This is a genomic window from Daejeonella sp., from assembly GCF_017495225.1.
Taxonomy (GTDB): domain Bacteria; phylum Bacteroidota; class Bacteroidia; order Sphingobacteriales; family Sphingobacteriaceae; genus Daejeonella.
The window spans coordinates 104,220-119,107 of record NZ_JAFEIG010000003.1 but is presented as its reverse complement, the minus strand read 5'-3'; the positions used below and the strand labels follow the sequence as shown (position 1 = coordinate 119,107).

The window sequence follows — 14,888 nt, the reverse complement described above, 5'->3', positions numbered from 1 at the left end:
GCCAGTTATCAGTTATCGGGCTTGGCGGAATAGTAAAACAGGAATTTGTTGGTGATCAGGATTTATTCTTTATTCCTTATTCCTTGTTCTAACCTTTATCTTATCTGGCTGGGTGAATAAATTTGGCTTAGCACCTATGCGTAGGGACAGGTCGCGACCTGTCCTCTTTGAAATCAGAGAGAGGGAGGCTGGGTGGGATAAGTGATTAGAAATCACCTGTTTAGTAGAATAAAAGGTCTTTATTCTACTGCTCTTTATTCCTAGTTCTAGTGCTTGTCTTTATTAGTTGCGCCAGCTAAGAAATCCTATCCAGAACAAAATATCGAAAAATGCTGTTTCCAATTATAGAAACTTTTGCTATCTTTGTGAAGTCTAACTAGACAAATTTAATGAGATATTTCGAGACAATATTTTTAGAAGAAGCAGACGAGTTCATTTCGCAACTTGACTCAAAGACTATTAAGAAAATCTTTTACAATATTGACCTTGCTGAGCAGACGAATGATCCAAAACTTTTTAAGAAACTTCAAAATGACATTTGGGAGTTTCGGACCAAGTTCGCAGGACTTCAAATCAGACTACTTGCATTTTGGGACAAGACTGATAATAAAGAAACTTTAGTTCTTGCGACGCACGGTTTTATAAAGAAAGTTGACAAAGTTTCGGCAAACGAAATTGACCGGGCATTAAGGCTAAGAGACAAATATTTTAACAACAAACTTAAAAAGAAATCATATGGCAACTAAAGAATTAAAGACCTACTCGCTTGCCGAAATGAAAGATAAGTATATCGGTATAGTTGGGACACAAGAGCGTGACGAATATGAATACGAACTTCGTATGGACGTTTTAGGAAAGATGATTAAAACTGCTAGACAAGAAAGAAACTTGACACAAGAAGAACTTGGACGACTTGTTGGAGTTCAGAAAGCTCAAATCTCTAAACTTGAAAGTAGTGCCAATAGTGCGACCATTGACACGATATTAAAAGTGTTCAAAGCATTAAAAGCAGAAATTAATTTTAATGTAAAACTTGAAGACAATTTTGTTAAACTCGCTTGACAGAAAAGAAAACCGAATTCACAACAGCAGCTACCCAAATTGATTTTTCTTGGTTAAATCAAGCTTTGTGCATTTATCAATTTTCTGCTTAGTTGACAATGATTACTTCGAAAGTTCAACTCACGCTTAACTGCAAAACCGTTATCCGTTGTCAGGCTGGGCGGATAAATTTGGCTTAGCACCTATGCGTAGGGACAGGTCGCGACCTGTCCTCTTTGAAATCAGAGAATTAGGGCTGGCTGGGATAGGAGTGTAGAAAATGTTGATTAATTGTAATGGTTAATACCGCCTAGCATAGTGCAATTTGCTCGAGAAGAACAACATTAAATGAAAATTACATTACTGCATCCGAAACTAGCTGACTAAAGAAATTATCTGATTCCATTAATTGATTTGGGCTGCCATTTGATGTAATTTTCCCATTTTCAATTACATAAATTCGATCTGATATTTTTGCAGTTTGCATTTTATGTGTAATTAGTAAAATGGCCATTTCATTTTTTAGACTTTCCAACAAGTTTAAAATAAATTTTTCTGTATTTCTGTCCATTGCAGAAGTAGCCTCATCCAATAACAGTACTTGAGGCTTTCGGTACAATGCTCTAGCTAAAGCAAGCAACTGTTTCTGGCCGCCGCTAAGGTTTATCCCTTCTTCACCAACTAAGGTAAAATAACCCTGTGGTAAAGCTTCAAAATATTTATCAAAACCCATTTGATTACAAAAATGAATAATGTTAATTACTTCATCTTCTCTAAGGTTGCCAATGGCAATGTTTTCCAATAATGTGCCGTTAAAAAGCTTTATTTCTTGGGGTACCACAGCCACCATGCTTCTCCAAGCTGGTGTATAAATGCTTTGCAAAGATTTACCATTAACCAAAATATCGCCAGTTTCGGGCTGATAAAATTTTTCTAAAATAGCCATTGTTGTGCTTTTGCCACAACCACTTTCGCCTAGTAAAGCGATCATCTCACCTTTGGCAAGGGTAAAACTAATATCTTGAAGTACAGGCTTCCGACCGGCAAAACGAAAAGAAATGTTTTTTGCCTCTAAACTTTTAAAATCGAAGGGTACAATTGACTCCACTTCAAATTCAGGCGATATCGAAGTAAAATCATACATCCTATCAAAAGCTACTTTTGATTCTTGTATTTGCAGGTTAATTTGCGACAAACGACCAACCGCTGGTATTAAAGTACTCGTCAAGGAAATTATGGCCATCATTTCACCTACTTTTAACTGTTTATTTAGCACCATGAATGAAGCAACTGTAATTAAAACCAAACTTAATACCACACTAATGATATCGGTAGTTATTGAAAAACGATTGCCCAACTTACCCAAGGCAAAAGATTTATCCTGAAGATTAGCATAAACAGTTTTTATTTTTTGGGTAAAAAAACGCTCTTCGCCCTGAGCTTTAATTACCATGATGCCGTTTATTGTGTCTATATAATTGCTTTCATTTAAAGCACTTGCCATCATTAAATTTTTTTGATGGTTTTTGATGGGCTTTGTATAGCTTAAAATAACAAGAACAATTATAGGTATAAAAGCAAAGGTTATTAATGCAATGCTTAGTGAGTAGTTAATTAAGAAAAATGAACTGGTAAATAAAATAATTATATCTATAAATACATAGCCAGAAATATAAGCTATATTTTCTTGAATGCGTGCGGTATCATTCATTCGAGTAATCATATCACCTGTTTTTCGGCTATCAAAAAACGATTTTGGTAAGTGAACGAGTGCATCGAAAAAACTACCTACTATACGATTGTTAAAATCTTTACTTTGCAACAATAGAAAATGTTGCCTTATAAAAGTAAGTCCTACTCTAATAAGCAAGACTAAAAACAATAAAACTAAACTAATTATAAGTTTCTGTTGGTTACCCGATGGCAGAATATTGTCTATTAATTTTTGCGAAAAAATTGCTGTTGCCAAATTAAGTACTGTAGCCAAAACACCCAGTACCATTGTTATGGTTAAAATATTTAAATCATCCTTTATTAATTGTTTAAACCATAGCCATTTAGCATTATGTTGCTGTTTTTTAAGCTCAAAGCTGTCTTTTGGAATAAGCTGTAAAAGTGCCTTGCTTTGCCAAATTTGGTCTAATTCTAGTTCAGTTATTTGCGTTAATCCTTTTCCAGGATCACCTATAATAAATGTTGCAGAATCATGTTCATAGCCGTAACATACTATATAATGTTCCAGATTGCCCTCCATTAAAACATGTAAAATACAAGGCTCATTTAGGGCTTTTAGATTAGGCATATCTGCCTCAAATGCTTCTGCAGTAAATCCTACTTGGTTTGCACATTGGTATAAACCTAAAAGTGTGGTCCCAGTGATTGTAGTACCACTCAATTCGCGAAGCTTTTCTAAGCTATTGGTACCTTTGTAATAATTAATTAAAGACAATAAACAAGCCACGCCACAATCGCTTTGATCTTGTTGCAAAACAAAAGTCTTTTTAATAGAAGATAACTTTAGCATAAAAGGTTAAGAGAAGAATAAAAAATGAGGGTTAAACTGGTTTAGAGATACTTAATTATGGCTTCAATCTTGGTTTCTCCTTGATATTCTTTTACCAAACGATGCTGCGCATTATATATAAAAACGGAAGGAATACTCGATTTGCCAAACCAGCTTGAAAATTGAAATTTGGGATCTTGTAAAAAAACAATATTGGGATAATTCAAGCCATATTCTAAAGCAAATTTTTTAATATCAGCAATGGTATTAAAGCTTACCATCACAATTTGAGTGTCCTTAAATAGCGCAATGTTTTTACTGATGTCTCTGGCTTCGTTTTGGCAGTACTCACATTCTGCATTGAAATAAAAAATACAAACGGACTTACCCTTTTTTATAAAAGTACTGTTAGTAGCAAGACTATCTAAATTGTAAAAAGTAAAATTGGGTAGGGTTTGTTTGGTGGACTTTACAATAGCATTTTGTTGTTTGGTAATTATAATTTTACTCACTAAATAGCCAGTAAAACTCATTAAAACTAATACAATGGCCAGTAAAAGATATTTTTTCTTTTTCATTAAGCTTGCGGGTTTAAATTTAATGTAACAAACATTACTAAAACTATCCAGATAAATAGTGCAGGCAAATAGGAGCTTAATACCATATTTAAGCCTTTTTCAAAACTTTTAGCAACAAATTGGTAAACCCAAAAACCTAATAATAAAATATATACAAGCTCAAAAACATTAAGTAATTGAAGTGGGTAAAGCCATAAAACACCTATATTTTTGGTGTCCATTAGGTTTAGTACAGAAAGCGGACTAAACATTTGCAAATCTTGTAATGTATAATCTTGCTTTATTACCATGAACCAGAAAATTTTAATTAACATGGGCACAATAAAAACTACATCTGCTAAAAGTGCCACCTTAAAGGCTTGGCCAAATTTTAGTTTTAAATCAAAAAACAAAGCGCCAGCCGCTAAACAACAGGCTACTAAAAAGAATTTTATAGCTTGTAGTAAAGGAATTATTAAATATCCAAGCCATGAATATTTGTTTTGTTCATCAATGATTTCTTCAATTCTATCAAAGCTTAATTGTTCCGCATAGCTATTGTAAATAACATTTTCAGTAAATAAAAATGTTTGTACGAAATAGTTGATACAAGAAAGATAAAGGCAATAAAATATGAATAGCCATACCGTGGGGTAGGTCTTGAGTTGGTTGAGCATAAAGACAATGAGTTATTAAAAAACAGGGGTGTTTTGGCCCCTGTTTTAAAGATTTTTATTCTTTGTGGTGATTATTCCAACATTCTATAACAGACTTTCCGTTACCAAATACATTCCAAATCCCAAGAGGTAATACAGCCATAAAATGGTAAATGCATTTTATACCGCCTTGGATATTTGACATTTCTACATTAGTTATTTTTTTCATTTTTTTTTGTTTTTAATTTTTCAATAATTTGACTAGCATGATGTAATAAAAAAAAGACAGGAACACCAAGATTCCATGTTGGGTCGCAAAATTTAATTTGCAAGTTTAATATTAAAAATACACTAAGGCATATTAACAAAATATCAGTGCTCACTTTACTTTTATTATACATATTTTATTTTATTTAGCATGCTTAATTTAAAAACAATCACCAGCTAGAGCAATTGCAGCACAGGCTCCTGCAGCCTTCCAACCCAACCCAAAACTAGCGAAACCAGCAATAACACCAATTGCAATACAAGCTCCAGATATTCCGCAATTTCTTTGGTTCATTCCCCCACCTTCAATAACTTCCATTTCCTTTAAATTCAATGTTTTCATTTTTCTTTAATTTAAATTTAAAAATCTGTTAATTAATACAAAACCATTTCATGAGTACAGTTTTGTTATGCTGTTGGCCAAACATTAACCTAAAGTCAAAAAAAAAAAATAGAAAGCAAGTTTTTTGTAAAATATATTTTTTAAAGATAAAAATAACCGTTTTGGTATAATTAATTTCTTTAATGTATGAAATTTTGTTATTTGATTGAATTATAACCTTCATTTAGAATATTCTATAACTGAAATACCAAAATTTGGTATAATATTACCATTTTTGGATTTAAAATATCTTTTTTCCCAATTTCCATCAAGGAATTTAAAAAAAGTAACACTATTAAAATCTTTGTCCCAATGTGATTTAATAATAGGGTTAATATTCTTAGTTTTATTCATTGCCTTTATCTCTCCGAGCCATTGTAAGGAGATAAACAAACCATCCTCTGGCATTATTAGATTATATTTTGAAACATCTGCAACAATCTTCTTGGCACCCTTCTCAACTTTAATTACAAGATCATCATTAATAAGAGGCGTACCGGGTGTTTTTAAATTGGATGATGTATAGATGTGTAATCTAACTTTTGCCGATTCAGTAGCATCAATTGAATACAATAATTTTTCAATTTTAATATTTAGAGATTTATTAAGGTTAGGGATGTAAAGTGCGTCAGTTCTACCTATGTCCCCTGTTCGATTATAAATTTCATTTTTAGCTTTAAAATGGCCTAAATTATAGAATACCTTCTTTGCTTTATCTTTATTTGGAGTGATTTTAATCTCATTTAATTGAATGGTATCTTTAGTTAAAAGGCAGTATAACGTGTCTAAACCTAATTGCAGCTTAGTTAAATCCACAATTCTTTTTTTATATCCAATAGTATTTACTGTAATACTAGCACAATCCTTTAAGTCAGTAATTTTTAATAAACCATCGATATTTGTAAAACCACCCTTTGCATCATTAGAGCAGGTAATTGTGCAATATTCTATAGGCCTTTTTGTGGTATTATCAAGCACTTTAATATACTTGCTTTGAGCAACTAAATCCAAAAAAATAAATTGGAGAAAGAAATAGAAAATTAAAGTTTTCATCCTTATTTAGAATATTCTATAACTGAAATGCCAAAACGGGGGATCCAATATTTTTTTTCATAAAAGAAATTATCAGCTATCCAGTTTTTATTTAAAAAACTAACATAATTTAATATATTATGGTCATCTACATTAAAGGTGTAATCAGGACTAATATTTAGATAAGTATTTGTGTGACGTCCCTTAGCATCCAACTCTCCTAACCATTGCAAACTGACGAATAAACCGTTATTTGGCATCATTAAATTATATTTTTCAATATTAACATTTAAGCGATTTTGGCCAGGTTTCAACTTGACAATTAAATCTTCTAAAATCAATGCTTTGTCTGGTAAATTTGTTAATTCATTTCTATGATACAATTGAACCCTGACAATTGAATTTTTTCTGTTTCTTAAATCATAATGAACTTCAGTTATTTTTTTAGGTATATTTTGCGTCTGATTTGCCACATAAATTGCAGATATTCTACCTAAGACTCCTGGTCCAATTCCCTTTGGCGAGTTTAGTTTCGTTGCAATAGGACCTAGCTTTTTCTTGTTTTTTTTTTGTTTTATTTTATTGTCATCTGGAGTAATTGCGACTTCATTAAGTTTAAAATAGATTGGCTTTAATGAAATGACAAGATTATTTGCTTCAAGTATTTGTATTGATAAAAGCTTTTTCTCATAGCCTAAAGATGTAATTTGTATAGAATCAAGCAAAGGATCTTTCTTTAAAATAAAGTTCCCCAAACTATCAGAAAAAACACCTTTATCCTTTTTTAGATATACTATAGAACAATAGGGAATGGGTTCTTTAGTCTCGAGATTAATAATTTTGCCCTTCACTAAAGTATTCTCTTGAGCAAATACATTGATTGAGCATAGGATTAAAAAAAATAAAATAAATTTCATCATAAAAACATAAACTCGGCGTTTCAAGCCCAAACACTATAAAATCATTCTAAACGAGAGCAGGTTCTGGGCGATTAGGATGAAAATTCACCATTAGTTACCATTTAATCTTCTTGTAATTTTTTTTTGCTTGACTTACAAGAATCATCATTAAAACGTTAAGTGTAAGCAAGGAAGCAATCAGATAGGTCTTGTTCTCATTGTAATTTACTGCAATGAATATGTATGTTGCCAAACAAATTGAAATCATTGTTACAAATAGGAAAAATTGAGTTTTATAATTTATCATGACTATGAAATTGAAAATATTTTACCGTACACTACTTAATTGAAATTTAAAAATTCGCTAATTAATAGAAAACCATTTCATGAATTAAAAAAATGAAAAGCAATTTTTTTAATAAAATATTTATTTGAATTTTAAAACGATTGTTCTAATATAATTAATTTCTTTAATATTAAAAAATTAGCTATTTCAATAAATTCTATCTTAATATTTATATCAAAGTTTTAATACTAAAGGGCTTGTCTAAGGGAAATAGGTCATTTTCAAGCCCCGAAATTAAAATCTACTAGTTCATTACAGCTCCACGAGAAACCTTTTCTGCGCTGATCCGCGAAATCTGCGGGAGCTTCTTTTTTTGTTTCCCGCAGATTCCGCAGATTTTCCCGCTGTTTTTTGCTTACAAAGATTTGGTGGTGCAATTTTTTATTGATTTGAAAGAGGACAGGTCGCGACCTGTACCTAGGTACCCAATTTATAAACATTAAGGGATTAAGGTTTATTAAGGTGATTCGGTTCATTTATGTAAATAAGCTCTTGTTCAATCTCTGGTTGGTGTTGTCATCATATCTTTTTTAACGGTGGTATTTCTCTGCGTTTTCGCGAGAAGCCCTCTCTGCGCTGATCCGCGAAATCTGCGGGAGCCAATTTTCTGCATCCTGCAAGCAAGCCCATTCATTCCTTCAAAAAAATCTCAGCCATTTGCTCCATGATATTCCCAACCCAATTTCCCTTTTTTCGAATTCCCACCATAATCCTTAGCTTTGCCATCCATTAAAATTCAAAAATTACATATCTAATAAAATGAAATCAATCTCTGTGTTCTGCGGCGCAAACTTTAGTGGCGATCCGGTGTTACTAAAAGCAATTCACCAATTGGCGGATGTGTTTGTTGCTAAGGATATTACTTTGGTGTTTGGTGGTGGTAGCGTAGGGGTGATGGGCTTAATGGCTGATTCGGTGTTGGAGCGCGGGGGAAAGGCGATAGGGGTGATACCTCAGTTTTTAATGGACAAAGAGGTTGGACATACCGGATTAACTGAAATGATTATTACCGAAAATATGCACCAAAGGAAACAGAAAATGGCCGATATTTCAGATGGCGTGATTACTTTGCCAGGTGGTTTTGGTACTATGGAGGAGTTTTTTGAAGTCCTAACTTGGTTACAACTTGGCTTACATAATAATCCTATAGGAATATTAAATGTAAATGGTTTTTATGATCCTTTATTACTGCAAATGGATATGATGGTAAATAACAAGTTTCTAAAACCGATAAATCGAGATTTAGTTATTTCACATGAGAATCCTGCTGAACTTGTTTCTATTATGGAACAATTTGATTCGAAGCCAGATGATGTGTGGTTTAGAGATAGAAATTTGATCTAGCTATACAGTTCTGGAATATATTCCGTTAATTATGTAATAATTATACATAAATCATAAAAATGGAATAGTTTTTGTGGTATGAAAATAAGCAAAAATTATTGCTAAATCCTTAAAAATCAGCTAAATTTTAATAAAAAATGTCGCGTTGGTCGCGGATTTTATTTAGATTTGCGGACTTTCATAAAGCGTATTTATTCATAAATGAGACAACTCAAAATAACCCAATCGATTACCAACCGTGAATCACAGTCCCTAGACAAGTATTTACATGAAATTGGTAAGGTAGATTTAATTACAGCCGAGGAAGAAGTAATTCTCGCTCAAAAAATTAGAGAGGGCGATCAGGCAGCTCTTGAGCGTTTAACAAAAACCAATTTACGTTTTGTGGTTTCTGTTGCTAAGCAATATCAAAATCAGGGACTTACTTTGGGTGATTTGATTAATGAGGGAAACCTAGGATTAATTAAGGCAGCAAAACGTTTTGATGAAACTAAAGGTTTTAAGTTTATTTCTTATGCCGTTTGGTGGATTCGTCAGTCAATTTTACAGGCTATCGCTGAACAATCAAGAATTGTTCGTCTTCCTTTAAATCAAGTTGGTTCTTTAAGTAAAATTAGCAAGGCTTTTTCAAGATTAGAGCAGGAGTTTGAGCGCGAGCCATCTCCAGAAGAATTAGCTGATAACTTAGAAACTACAGTTGAGAAAATTTCAGATACCCTAAGTAATTCTGGTCGCCATGTTTCAATGGATGCGCCATTTGTTCAAGGTGAAGAGAATACTTTGCTTGATGTTCTTGAAAATAGTGATCCCAATACAGATAGCAATTTGATTAATGAGTCTTTATCTGAAGAGATTAAGCGTTCATTATCAACTCTTACTGAAAGAGAACGTGAAATTATCGTATTATTTTTCGGTTTGAGTACCAATCATCCTCTTTCTCTTGAAGAAATTGGTGAGAAGTTTAACCTAACTCGTGAGCGTGTGCGTCAGATTAAAGATAAAGCTTTACAACGCCTACGTCATACTTCTAGAAGTAAGATTTTAAAATCTTATCTCGGATAATATAATCTCATTGAAAATTTGAAAAGATCGGGTTATTGCCCGATCTTTTTTTTTACCTTTTAATTCTTAATTATCATTGCTATGCTAACTATTCCCATATTTCAAGTAGATGCTTTTACCGATAAATTATTTGGTGGAAACCCCGCAGCTGTTTGTCCCTTAATTGAATGGCTACCAGCTCCTCTCATGCAAAAGATTGCAGCAGAAAATAATCTAGCCGAAACTGCCTTCTTTATCCGCCAAGGCAATGATTTTGAATTGCGATGGTTTACTCCTGAGTCGGAAGTGGATTTATGCGGACATGCTACTCTTGCTACTGCTCATGTTTTATTTAAACAGTTAAACTATGCATCCAACACGATTCATTTCCATACCTTAAAAGCAGGAACATTAACTGTAAGCAAGGATAATGATTTGTACACGCTCAACTTCCCTTCAAGGCCTCCGCATGCTGGTGAAGTGCCTGCGGGACTAATTGAGGCTCTTGGAGGATTGGAACCTAATGAAATTCTTCGTTCTCGAGATTATTTTATTGTTTACGAAAATGAAGATATGGTTAAGTCGCTAAAGCCTGATTTTAGTAAATTAAAACAAATTGATTCTCTTGGTTTCGTGGTAACAGCCCCGGGACTAAATAGTGATTTTGTGTCGCGATTTTTTGCGCCTGCCGTGGGAATCGATGAAGATCCTGTTACGGGTTCAGCTCATTGTAATTTAATTCCTTATTGGGCATCAAAATTAGGGAAAGATAAATTGCATGCCTTTCAAGTATCGGCTCGAAAGGGTGAATTATGGTGTGAATTACAGGGAGAACGTGTGCTGATGTCGGGGAGGGCTGTGACTTATCTTCAAGGTGAGATATTCGTCAACATGTAATTAGAATGTATGAAAATGAAGATTGAAATCCTCATTTTCATACATTAATTCATTAGAAATTAGGTTTTAATACGTACTTATCGTAGAAACGGAAGATATGCTCAGTAGCTTCCTCAGCCGTATCAACCAATCTATATAGATTTAAATCATCTTCTTTGATGTTATTTTCTGCATTTAACATCGTGTTTTGGAACCAATCCATTAATCCTGACCAATAATCTTTTCCTACAAGAACGATAGGGAATCGAGCAATTTTTCCTGTTTGAATAAGTGTTAACGCTTCAAATAGTTCATCCATAGTTCCGAAGCCTCCAGGAAGCACGATAAAGCCTTGGGAGTACTTCATGAACATTACCTTTCGGACAAAGAAATAGTCGAATTCAAGGATTTTATCTCGATCAATATATTTATTATGGAATTGTTCAAATGGAAGGTCGATATTCAAACCTACCGATTTACCTCCTGCCTCAAATGCTCCTTTATTAGCGGCCTCCATAATGCCTGGTCCGCCACCAGAAATAACCCCATAACCGCGTTCTGTTAGCATTCGAGCACAATCCTCTGCGATTTTATAGTATTTGTTTTCAGTTTTAGTACGAGCGGATCCGAAAATAGAAACACAGGGACCAATTTTGGCGAGTTTTTCAAAGCCATCCACAAACTCGGCCATAATTTTAAATATCTGCCAAGAGTCGGTTACTTTTATTTCTTGCCAATTTTTATTTTCAAAGGCATTTCTAAGTTTATCATCCATACTCATAATCTTCCCTATTTGAATTAAAATTCCGTATTGCCTGTTTTAGGCTTGCTAATGAGCATTAATCCGATAAAAGTGATTAACCCATTAACAACAATAAGCTCATTATCAAAAACATACCCACCCATTAATGTAGCTGAATTTGCATTTAAGAAATAACAAACAGCCGGCGAAATAAGACAGATAATTGGTACTAATTTATCTCTAACTCCTCTACTTTTAACAAATAATCCAAATCCATAAAGCCCTAATAATGGTCCGTAAGTATAAGATGCAACAACAAAAATAGCACTCACCACGGCTGCATTATTCACTGCATTGAAGAGAATTACTACCAGAAACATAAATAATGAAAAACCAATATGCACAAGGTGTCTGTTTCTAATTGAAGCTTTAGAATTGATGTCTTCCTTTTTTGAAAAACCTAGAAAATCAACACAAAATGACGTTGTTAAGGCAGTTAAGGCAGAATCTGTTGTCGCAAAAGTTGCTGCGGTTAATCCTAACATAAACACAATGGCAGGTACAGCTGCTAAATGATTTAAGGCTATTTCTGGGAAAAGGAAATCGGTACGTGGCTTACCAGTGATGCTATCCAAAGGAAGTGCAATTCCGTTTTTAGATGCATAAACATACAATAATGCTCCAACACTTAAAAAGAAGATATTAATCACTACAAATACCGCAGTAAAAGTGAACATGTTTTTTTGTGCTTCGCCTATATTTTTGCAGCTTAAGTTTTTCTGCATCATATCTTGATCTAAGCCCGTCATTGCGATGGTTACAAATATCCCACCCAACAATTGCTTGCTCACGTGAAATTTACTGGTTATAAAATCCTCGTAGAAGAACACCTTGGAATAACCGCTGTTTTTAATTGTTTCAAATGCTTGGAAGATATTTAGGTCTAGGCTGTCGGTAATGAAGAATATAGTTAAAATTACTGACAAAACCAAAAAAATCGTTTGGAGCATGTCTGTAATAATGATTGTTTTTAAGCCTCCTTTGTATGTGTACGACCAAATTAAACCCAGCGAAATTAGTACAGTAGCCCAAAATGGTACACCGTAGGAGTCGAAAATAAAGCGTTGTAAAACAATTACTACTAAATATAGTCTAAAGGATGAACCGATAGTTCTGCTTAAAAGAAAGATTGTTGCTGCTGTTTTATAGCTGTAAGTACCTAGGCGTTCTTCAATATAGGTATAAATTGAAGTTAAATTCATGCGATAATAAAGAGGTAGCAAAACAGTTGCTATCAAAATAAAACCAATCGCATTTCCTAAAACAAATTGAAAATATTTGAATTCATTTCCTGCAGGGTTTCCTACTTCTCCGGGGACTGAAATAAACGTTACTCCAGATAATGCGGTTCCAATCATTCCAAAGGCAACTAAATACCATTTTGAATTTCTGTTCGCAGTAAAAAATGTGGAGTTGTCGGATGATTTTTTTGATGTAAAGTAAGAAATACTGAGTAGGATAATAAAATATCCTAATAAAAAGCTTAGTAAAATGCCTGGAGCCATATTTTTTTATTTTTGTAAACGTCTAAATTAACAATTATTTCATATTTCCCTTCATTCATTTGCTTGTAATGATAATTTTCTAATTCCGCAGAGTCTAATAAATTAAGCATCAATCATGTACGAAAATCAGTATTTTTAAATTTAAATTTGCAACATGAATTTTTCATCTAAACTGTTGGAAAACGCGGTCAACGAATTTTCTGCTTTACCGGGAATTGGTCAGAAAACTGCCTTGCGTTTGGTTTTACATCTGTTAAATCAACCGCTTGTTGAGGTAGAAAAGTTCAGTAATGCTCTTACAACATTAAAAAGGGACATTCGTTTTTGCGAAGTTTGCTTTAATATTTCAGATCATGCTGTATGTCAGATATGTAGCTCCCTAAAAAGGGATAAAACGCTGGTTTGTGTGGTTGAAGATACTCGGGATGTAATGGCCATCGAGAATACGGGGACTTATCAGGGTGTTTATCATGTTCTTGGCGGATTGATTTCGCCGATGGATGGTGTTGGGCCATCAGATTTAAGCATTGATAAGCTTGTTGATCGGGTGAAAGAGGGTGGAATAAAGGAGGTTATTCTTGCTATCAGTGCCACTATGGAAGGGGATACAACTATTTTTTATCTTTATAAAAAATTGAAAGATTCTGGAGTGCAAATTAGTACAATAGCTCGTGGAATTGCATTTGGTGGCGAATTGGAGTATGTAGATGAAATTACTTTGGGAAGATCCATTGCCACTCGCGTACCCTACGAAAATTCTCTAAGCAGATAATTTTTCCATTTAATATATTTCAATTAACAAAATTTTTATCAATGAATCTTAAAAACAAAACAGTCATTATTACGGGTGCATCATCAGGAATTGGTAAGTCATGTGCTGAGCAGTTTGCTAAAAAGGGAGCTAATTTGGTGCTGGGCGCACGTCAGTATGTAACACTATGTGAGGTGGCTCAAGATCTTGAAAAACGTTATGGAATTAAGGCAATTGCAGTTCAATGTGATGTTTCTATAGAATCTGATTGTAAAGATTTGATTGATCAAGCTAATAATTCATTCAAGCGTATTGATGTGCTTATAAATAATGCAGGAATATCCATGAGGGCCTTATTTAAGGATTTGGATTTATTAGTACTCAAGAATTTAATGGATGTTAATTTCTGGGGTGCTGTTTATTGTACTAAGTATGCTTTACCCGAATTGCTTAAAAATCAAGGTTCTGTGGTTGGAGTTTCCTCGATTGCGGGTTACCGCGGACTTCCAGGAAGGACGGGCTATTCGGCATCCAAATTTGCATTGAATGGTTTTCTGGAATCTTTGAGAGTAGAAAACTTAAAAACAGGCTTACATGTAATGATTGCTTCTCCCGGTTTTACAGCTTCAAATATCCGTAATGTAGCTCTTGCAAAAGATGGTACATCTCAAGGTGAAACTAGTATGGATGAAGCCAAAATGATGAGTTCTGATCAAGTTGCTGAAATAATTATTAAAGGTGTGGAACAGCGTAAACGCTCACTGGTTATGACTGCACAAGGCAAATTGACTGTTTTCCTTAATAAAATATTGCCAGCTTGGTTAGATGGACTAGTTTATAATCATTTCACTAAAGAAAAAGATCCGCTCATCAAATGAAATCTTAT

16 protein-coding genes are annotated in these 14,888 nt (G+C 33.7%); 7 read left to right on the top strand and 9 right to left on the bottom strand.

The genetic code is table 11. The features are described from left to right. Positions 1-389 precede the first annotated feature (389 nt). On the top strand, positions 390-746 hold the full coding sequence (locus tag QZ136_RS01375; RefSeq protein ID WP_291399533.1) for a type II toxin-antitoxin system RelE/ParE family toxin: 357 nt from the start codon (positions 390-392) through the stop codon (positions 744-746). Continuing rightward, positions 736-1,062: a helix-turn-helix transcriptional regulator gene (locus tag QZ136_RS01370; protein ID WP_291399532.1), complete on the top strand. Its 327-nt coding sequence runs from the start codon at positions 736-738 to the stop codon at positions 1,060-1,062. The genes QZ136_RS01375 and QZ136_RS01370 overlap by 11 nt, the downstream gene beginning before the upstream one ends. Before the next feature lie 334 nt (positions 1,063-1,396). Here the strand turns inward: QZ136_RS01370 and QZ136_RS01365 are convergent, their stop codons facing one another. From QZ136_RS01365 to QZ136_RS01335, 7 genes are all read right to left on the bottom strand, one after another. Continuing rightward, positions 1,397-3,565, bottom strand: coding sequence for a peptidase domain-containing ABC transporter (locus QZ136_RS01365; protein WP_291399531.1), 2,169 nt, complete (start codon positions 3,563-3,565; stop codon positions 1,397-1,399). 41 nt (positions 3,566-3,606) lie between these two features. After that, entirely contained in the window at positions 3,607-4,122 is a 516-nt protein-coding gene (locus QZ136_RS01360) for a TlpA disulfide reductase family protein (RefSeq protein WP_291399530.1), read from the bottom strand. After that, positions 4,122-4,778, bottom strand: a complete 657-nt coding sequence (locus QZ136_RS01355; protein WP_291399529.1) for a hypothetical protein — start codon at positions 4,776-4,778, stop codon at positions 4,122-4,124. Before QZ136_RS01355 ends, QZ136_RS01360 begins: the two co-directional genes overlap by 1 nt. Positions 4,779-4,833: 55 nt before the next feature. Further along, positions 4,834-4,986 carry a hypothetical protein gene (locus QZ136_RS01350; RefSeq protein ID WP_291399528.1) on the bottom strand — a complete coding sequence of 51 codons (153 nt, stop codon included), beginning with the start codon at positions 4,984-4,986 and terminating at the stop codon, positions 4,834-4,836. A gap of 198 nt (positions 4,987-5,184) precedes the next feature. Then, positions 5,185-5,367, bottom strand: a complete 183-nt coding sequence (locus tag QZ136_RS01345) for a hypothetical protein (protein WP_291399527.1) — start codon at positions 5,365-5,367, stop codon at positions 5,185-5,187. A gap of 219 nt (positions 5,368-5,586) precedes the next feature. Then, on the bottom strand, positions 5,587-6,459 hold the full coding sequence (locus QZ136_RS01340; protein ID WP_291399526.1) for a hypothetical protein: 873 nt from the start codon (positions 6,457-6,459) through the stop codon (positions 5,587-5,589). 2 nt (positions 6,460-6,461) lie between these two features. Then, positions 6,462-7,382, bottom strand: coding sequence for a carboxypeptidase-like regulatory domain-containing protein (locus tag QZ136_RS01335; protein ID WP_291399525.1), 921 nt, complete (start codon positions 7,380-7,382; stop codon positions 6,462-6,464). 1,060 nt (positions 7,383-8,442) lie between these two features. On the opposite strand from QZ136_RS01335, the gene QZ136_RS01330 reads away from it, so the two are divergent. The 3 genes from QZ136_RS01330 to QZ136_RS01320 all read left to right on the top strand — a co-directional run bounded on the left by QZ136_RS01330 (position 8,443) and on the right by QZ136_RS01320 (position 10,965). After that, complete coding sequence (locus tag QZ136_RS01330) at positions 8,443-9,027, top strand: TIGR00730 family Rossman fold protein (RefSeq protein WP_291399524.1); 585 nt, start codon at positions 8,443-8,445, stop codon at positions 9,025-9,027. A 201-nt stretch (positions 9,028-9,228) separates the two neighbouring features. Continuing rightward, positions 9,229-10,089, top strand: coding sequence for an RNA polymerase sigma factor RpoD/SigA (locus tag QZ136_RS01325; RefSeq protein WP_090697759.1), 861 nt, complete (start codon positions 9,229-9,231; stop codon positions 10,087-10,089). 81 nt (positions 10,090-10,170) lie between these two features. Then, the gene (locus tag QZ136_RS01320) at positions 10,171-10,965 is read left to right on the top strand and encodes a PhzF family phenazine biosynthesis protein (protein WP_291399523.1); all 795 of its coding nucleotides are present in this window, start codon (positions 10,171-10,173) and stop codon (positions 10,963-10,965) included. Between the two features lie 52 nt (positions 10,966-11,017). Here QZ136_RS01320 and QZ136_RS01315 read toward each other — a convergent pair whose 3' ends face one another. Both QZ136_RS01315 and QZ136_RS01310 read right to left on the bottom strand, forming a co-directional pair. After that, positions 11,018-11,725 (bottom strand): TIGR00730 family Rossman fold protein, encoded by a 708-nt coding sequence (locus QZ136_RS01315; protein ID WP_291399522.1) that lies wholly within the window; start codon positions 11,723-11,725, stop codon positions 11,018-11,020. A 17-nt stretch (positions 11,726-11,742) separates the two neighbouring features. After that, positions 11,743-13,251 (bottom strand): sodium:solute symporter, encoded by a 1,509-nt coding sequence (locus QZ136_RS01310; protein WP_291399521.1) that lies wholly within the window; start codon positions 13,249-13,251, stop codon positions 11,743-11,745. 154 nt (positions 13,252-13,405) lie between these two features. On the opposite strand from QZ136_RS01310, the gene recR reads away from it, so the two are divergent. Next, entirely contained in the window at positions 13,406-14,023 is a 618-nt protein-coding gene (recR, locus tag QZ136_RS01305; protein WP_291399520.1) for a recombination mediator RecR, read from the top strand. Positions 14,024-14,064: 41 nt separating this feature from the next. Continuing rightward, entirely contained in the window at positions 14,065-14,880 is an 816-nt protein-coding gene (locus QZ136_RS01300) for an SDR family oxidoreductase (protein ID WP_291399519.1), read from the top strand. Positions 14,881-14,888 lie beyond the last annotated feature (8 nt).

Excerpts from the sequence above, each read along its gene's own strand:
- QZ136_RS01375 (WP_291399533.1), top strand. The coding sequence starts at position 390 with ATGAGATATTTCGAGACAATATTTTTAGAAGAAGCAGACGAGTTCATT.
- QZ136_RS01370 (WP_291399532.1), top strand. The coding sequence starts at position 736 with ATGGCAACTAAAGAATTAAAGACCTACTCGCTTGCCGAAATGAAAGAT.
- QZ136_RS01365 (WP_291399531.1), bottom strand. The coding sequence starts at position 3,565 with ATGCTAAAGTTATCTTCTATTAAAAAGACTTTTGTTTTGCAACAAGAT.
- QZ136_RS01360 (WP_291399530.1), bottom strand. The coding sequence starts at position 4,122 with ATGAAAAAGAAAAAATATCTTTTACTGGCCATTGTATTAGTTTTAATG.
- QZ136_RS01355 (WP_291399529.1), bottom strand. The coding sequence starts at position 4,778 with ATGCTCAACCAACTCAAGACCTACCCCACGGTATGGCTATTCATATTT.
- QZ136_RS01350 (WP_291399528.1), bottom strand. The coding sequence starts at position 4,986 with ATGAAAAAAATAACTAATGTAGAAATGTCAAATATCCAAGGCGGTATA.
- QZ136_RS01345 (WP_291399527.1), bottom strand. The coding sequence starts at position 5,367 with ATGAAAACATTGAATTTAAAGGAAATGGAAGTTATTGAAGGTGGGGGA.
- QZ136_RS01340 (WP_291399526.1), bottom strand. The coding sequence starts at position 6,459 with ATGAAAACTTTAATTTTCTATTTCTTTCTCCAATTTATTTTTTTGGAT.
- QZ136_RS01330 (WP_291399524.1), top strand. The coding sequence starts at position 8,443 with ATGAAATCAATCTCTGTGTTCTGCGGCGCAAACTTTAGTGGCGATCCG.
- QZ136_RS01325 (WP_090697759.1), top strand. The coding sequence starts at position 9,229 with ATGAGACAACTCAAAATAACCCAATCGATTACCAACCGTGAATCACAG.
- QZ136_RS01320 (WP_291399523.1), top strand. The coding sequence starts at position 10,171 with ATGCTAACTATTCCCATATTTCAAGTAGATGCTTTTACCGATAAATTA.
- QZ136_RS01315 (WP_291399522.1), bottom strand. The coding sequence starts at position 11,725 with ATGAGTATGGATGATAAACTTAGAAATGCCTTTGAAAATAAAAATTGG.
- QZ136_RS01310 (WP_291399521.1), bottom strand. The coding sequence starts at position 13,251 with ATGGCTCCAGGCATTTTACTAAGCTTTTTATTAGGATATTTTATTATC.
- recR (WP_291399520.1), top strand. The coding sequence starts at position 13,406 with ATGAATTTTTCATCTAAACTGTTGGAAAACGCGGTCAACGAATTTTCT.
- QZ136_RS01300 (WP_291399519.1), top strand. The coding sequence starts at position 14,065 with ATGAATCTTAAAAACAAAACAGTCATTATTACGGGTGCATCATCAGGA.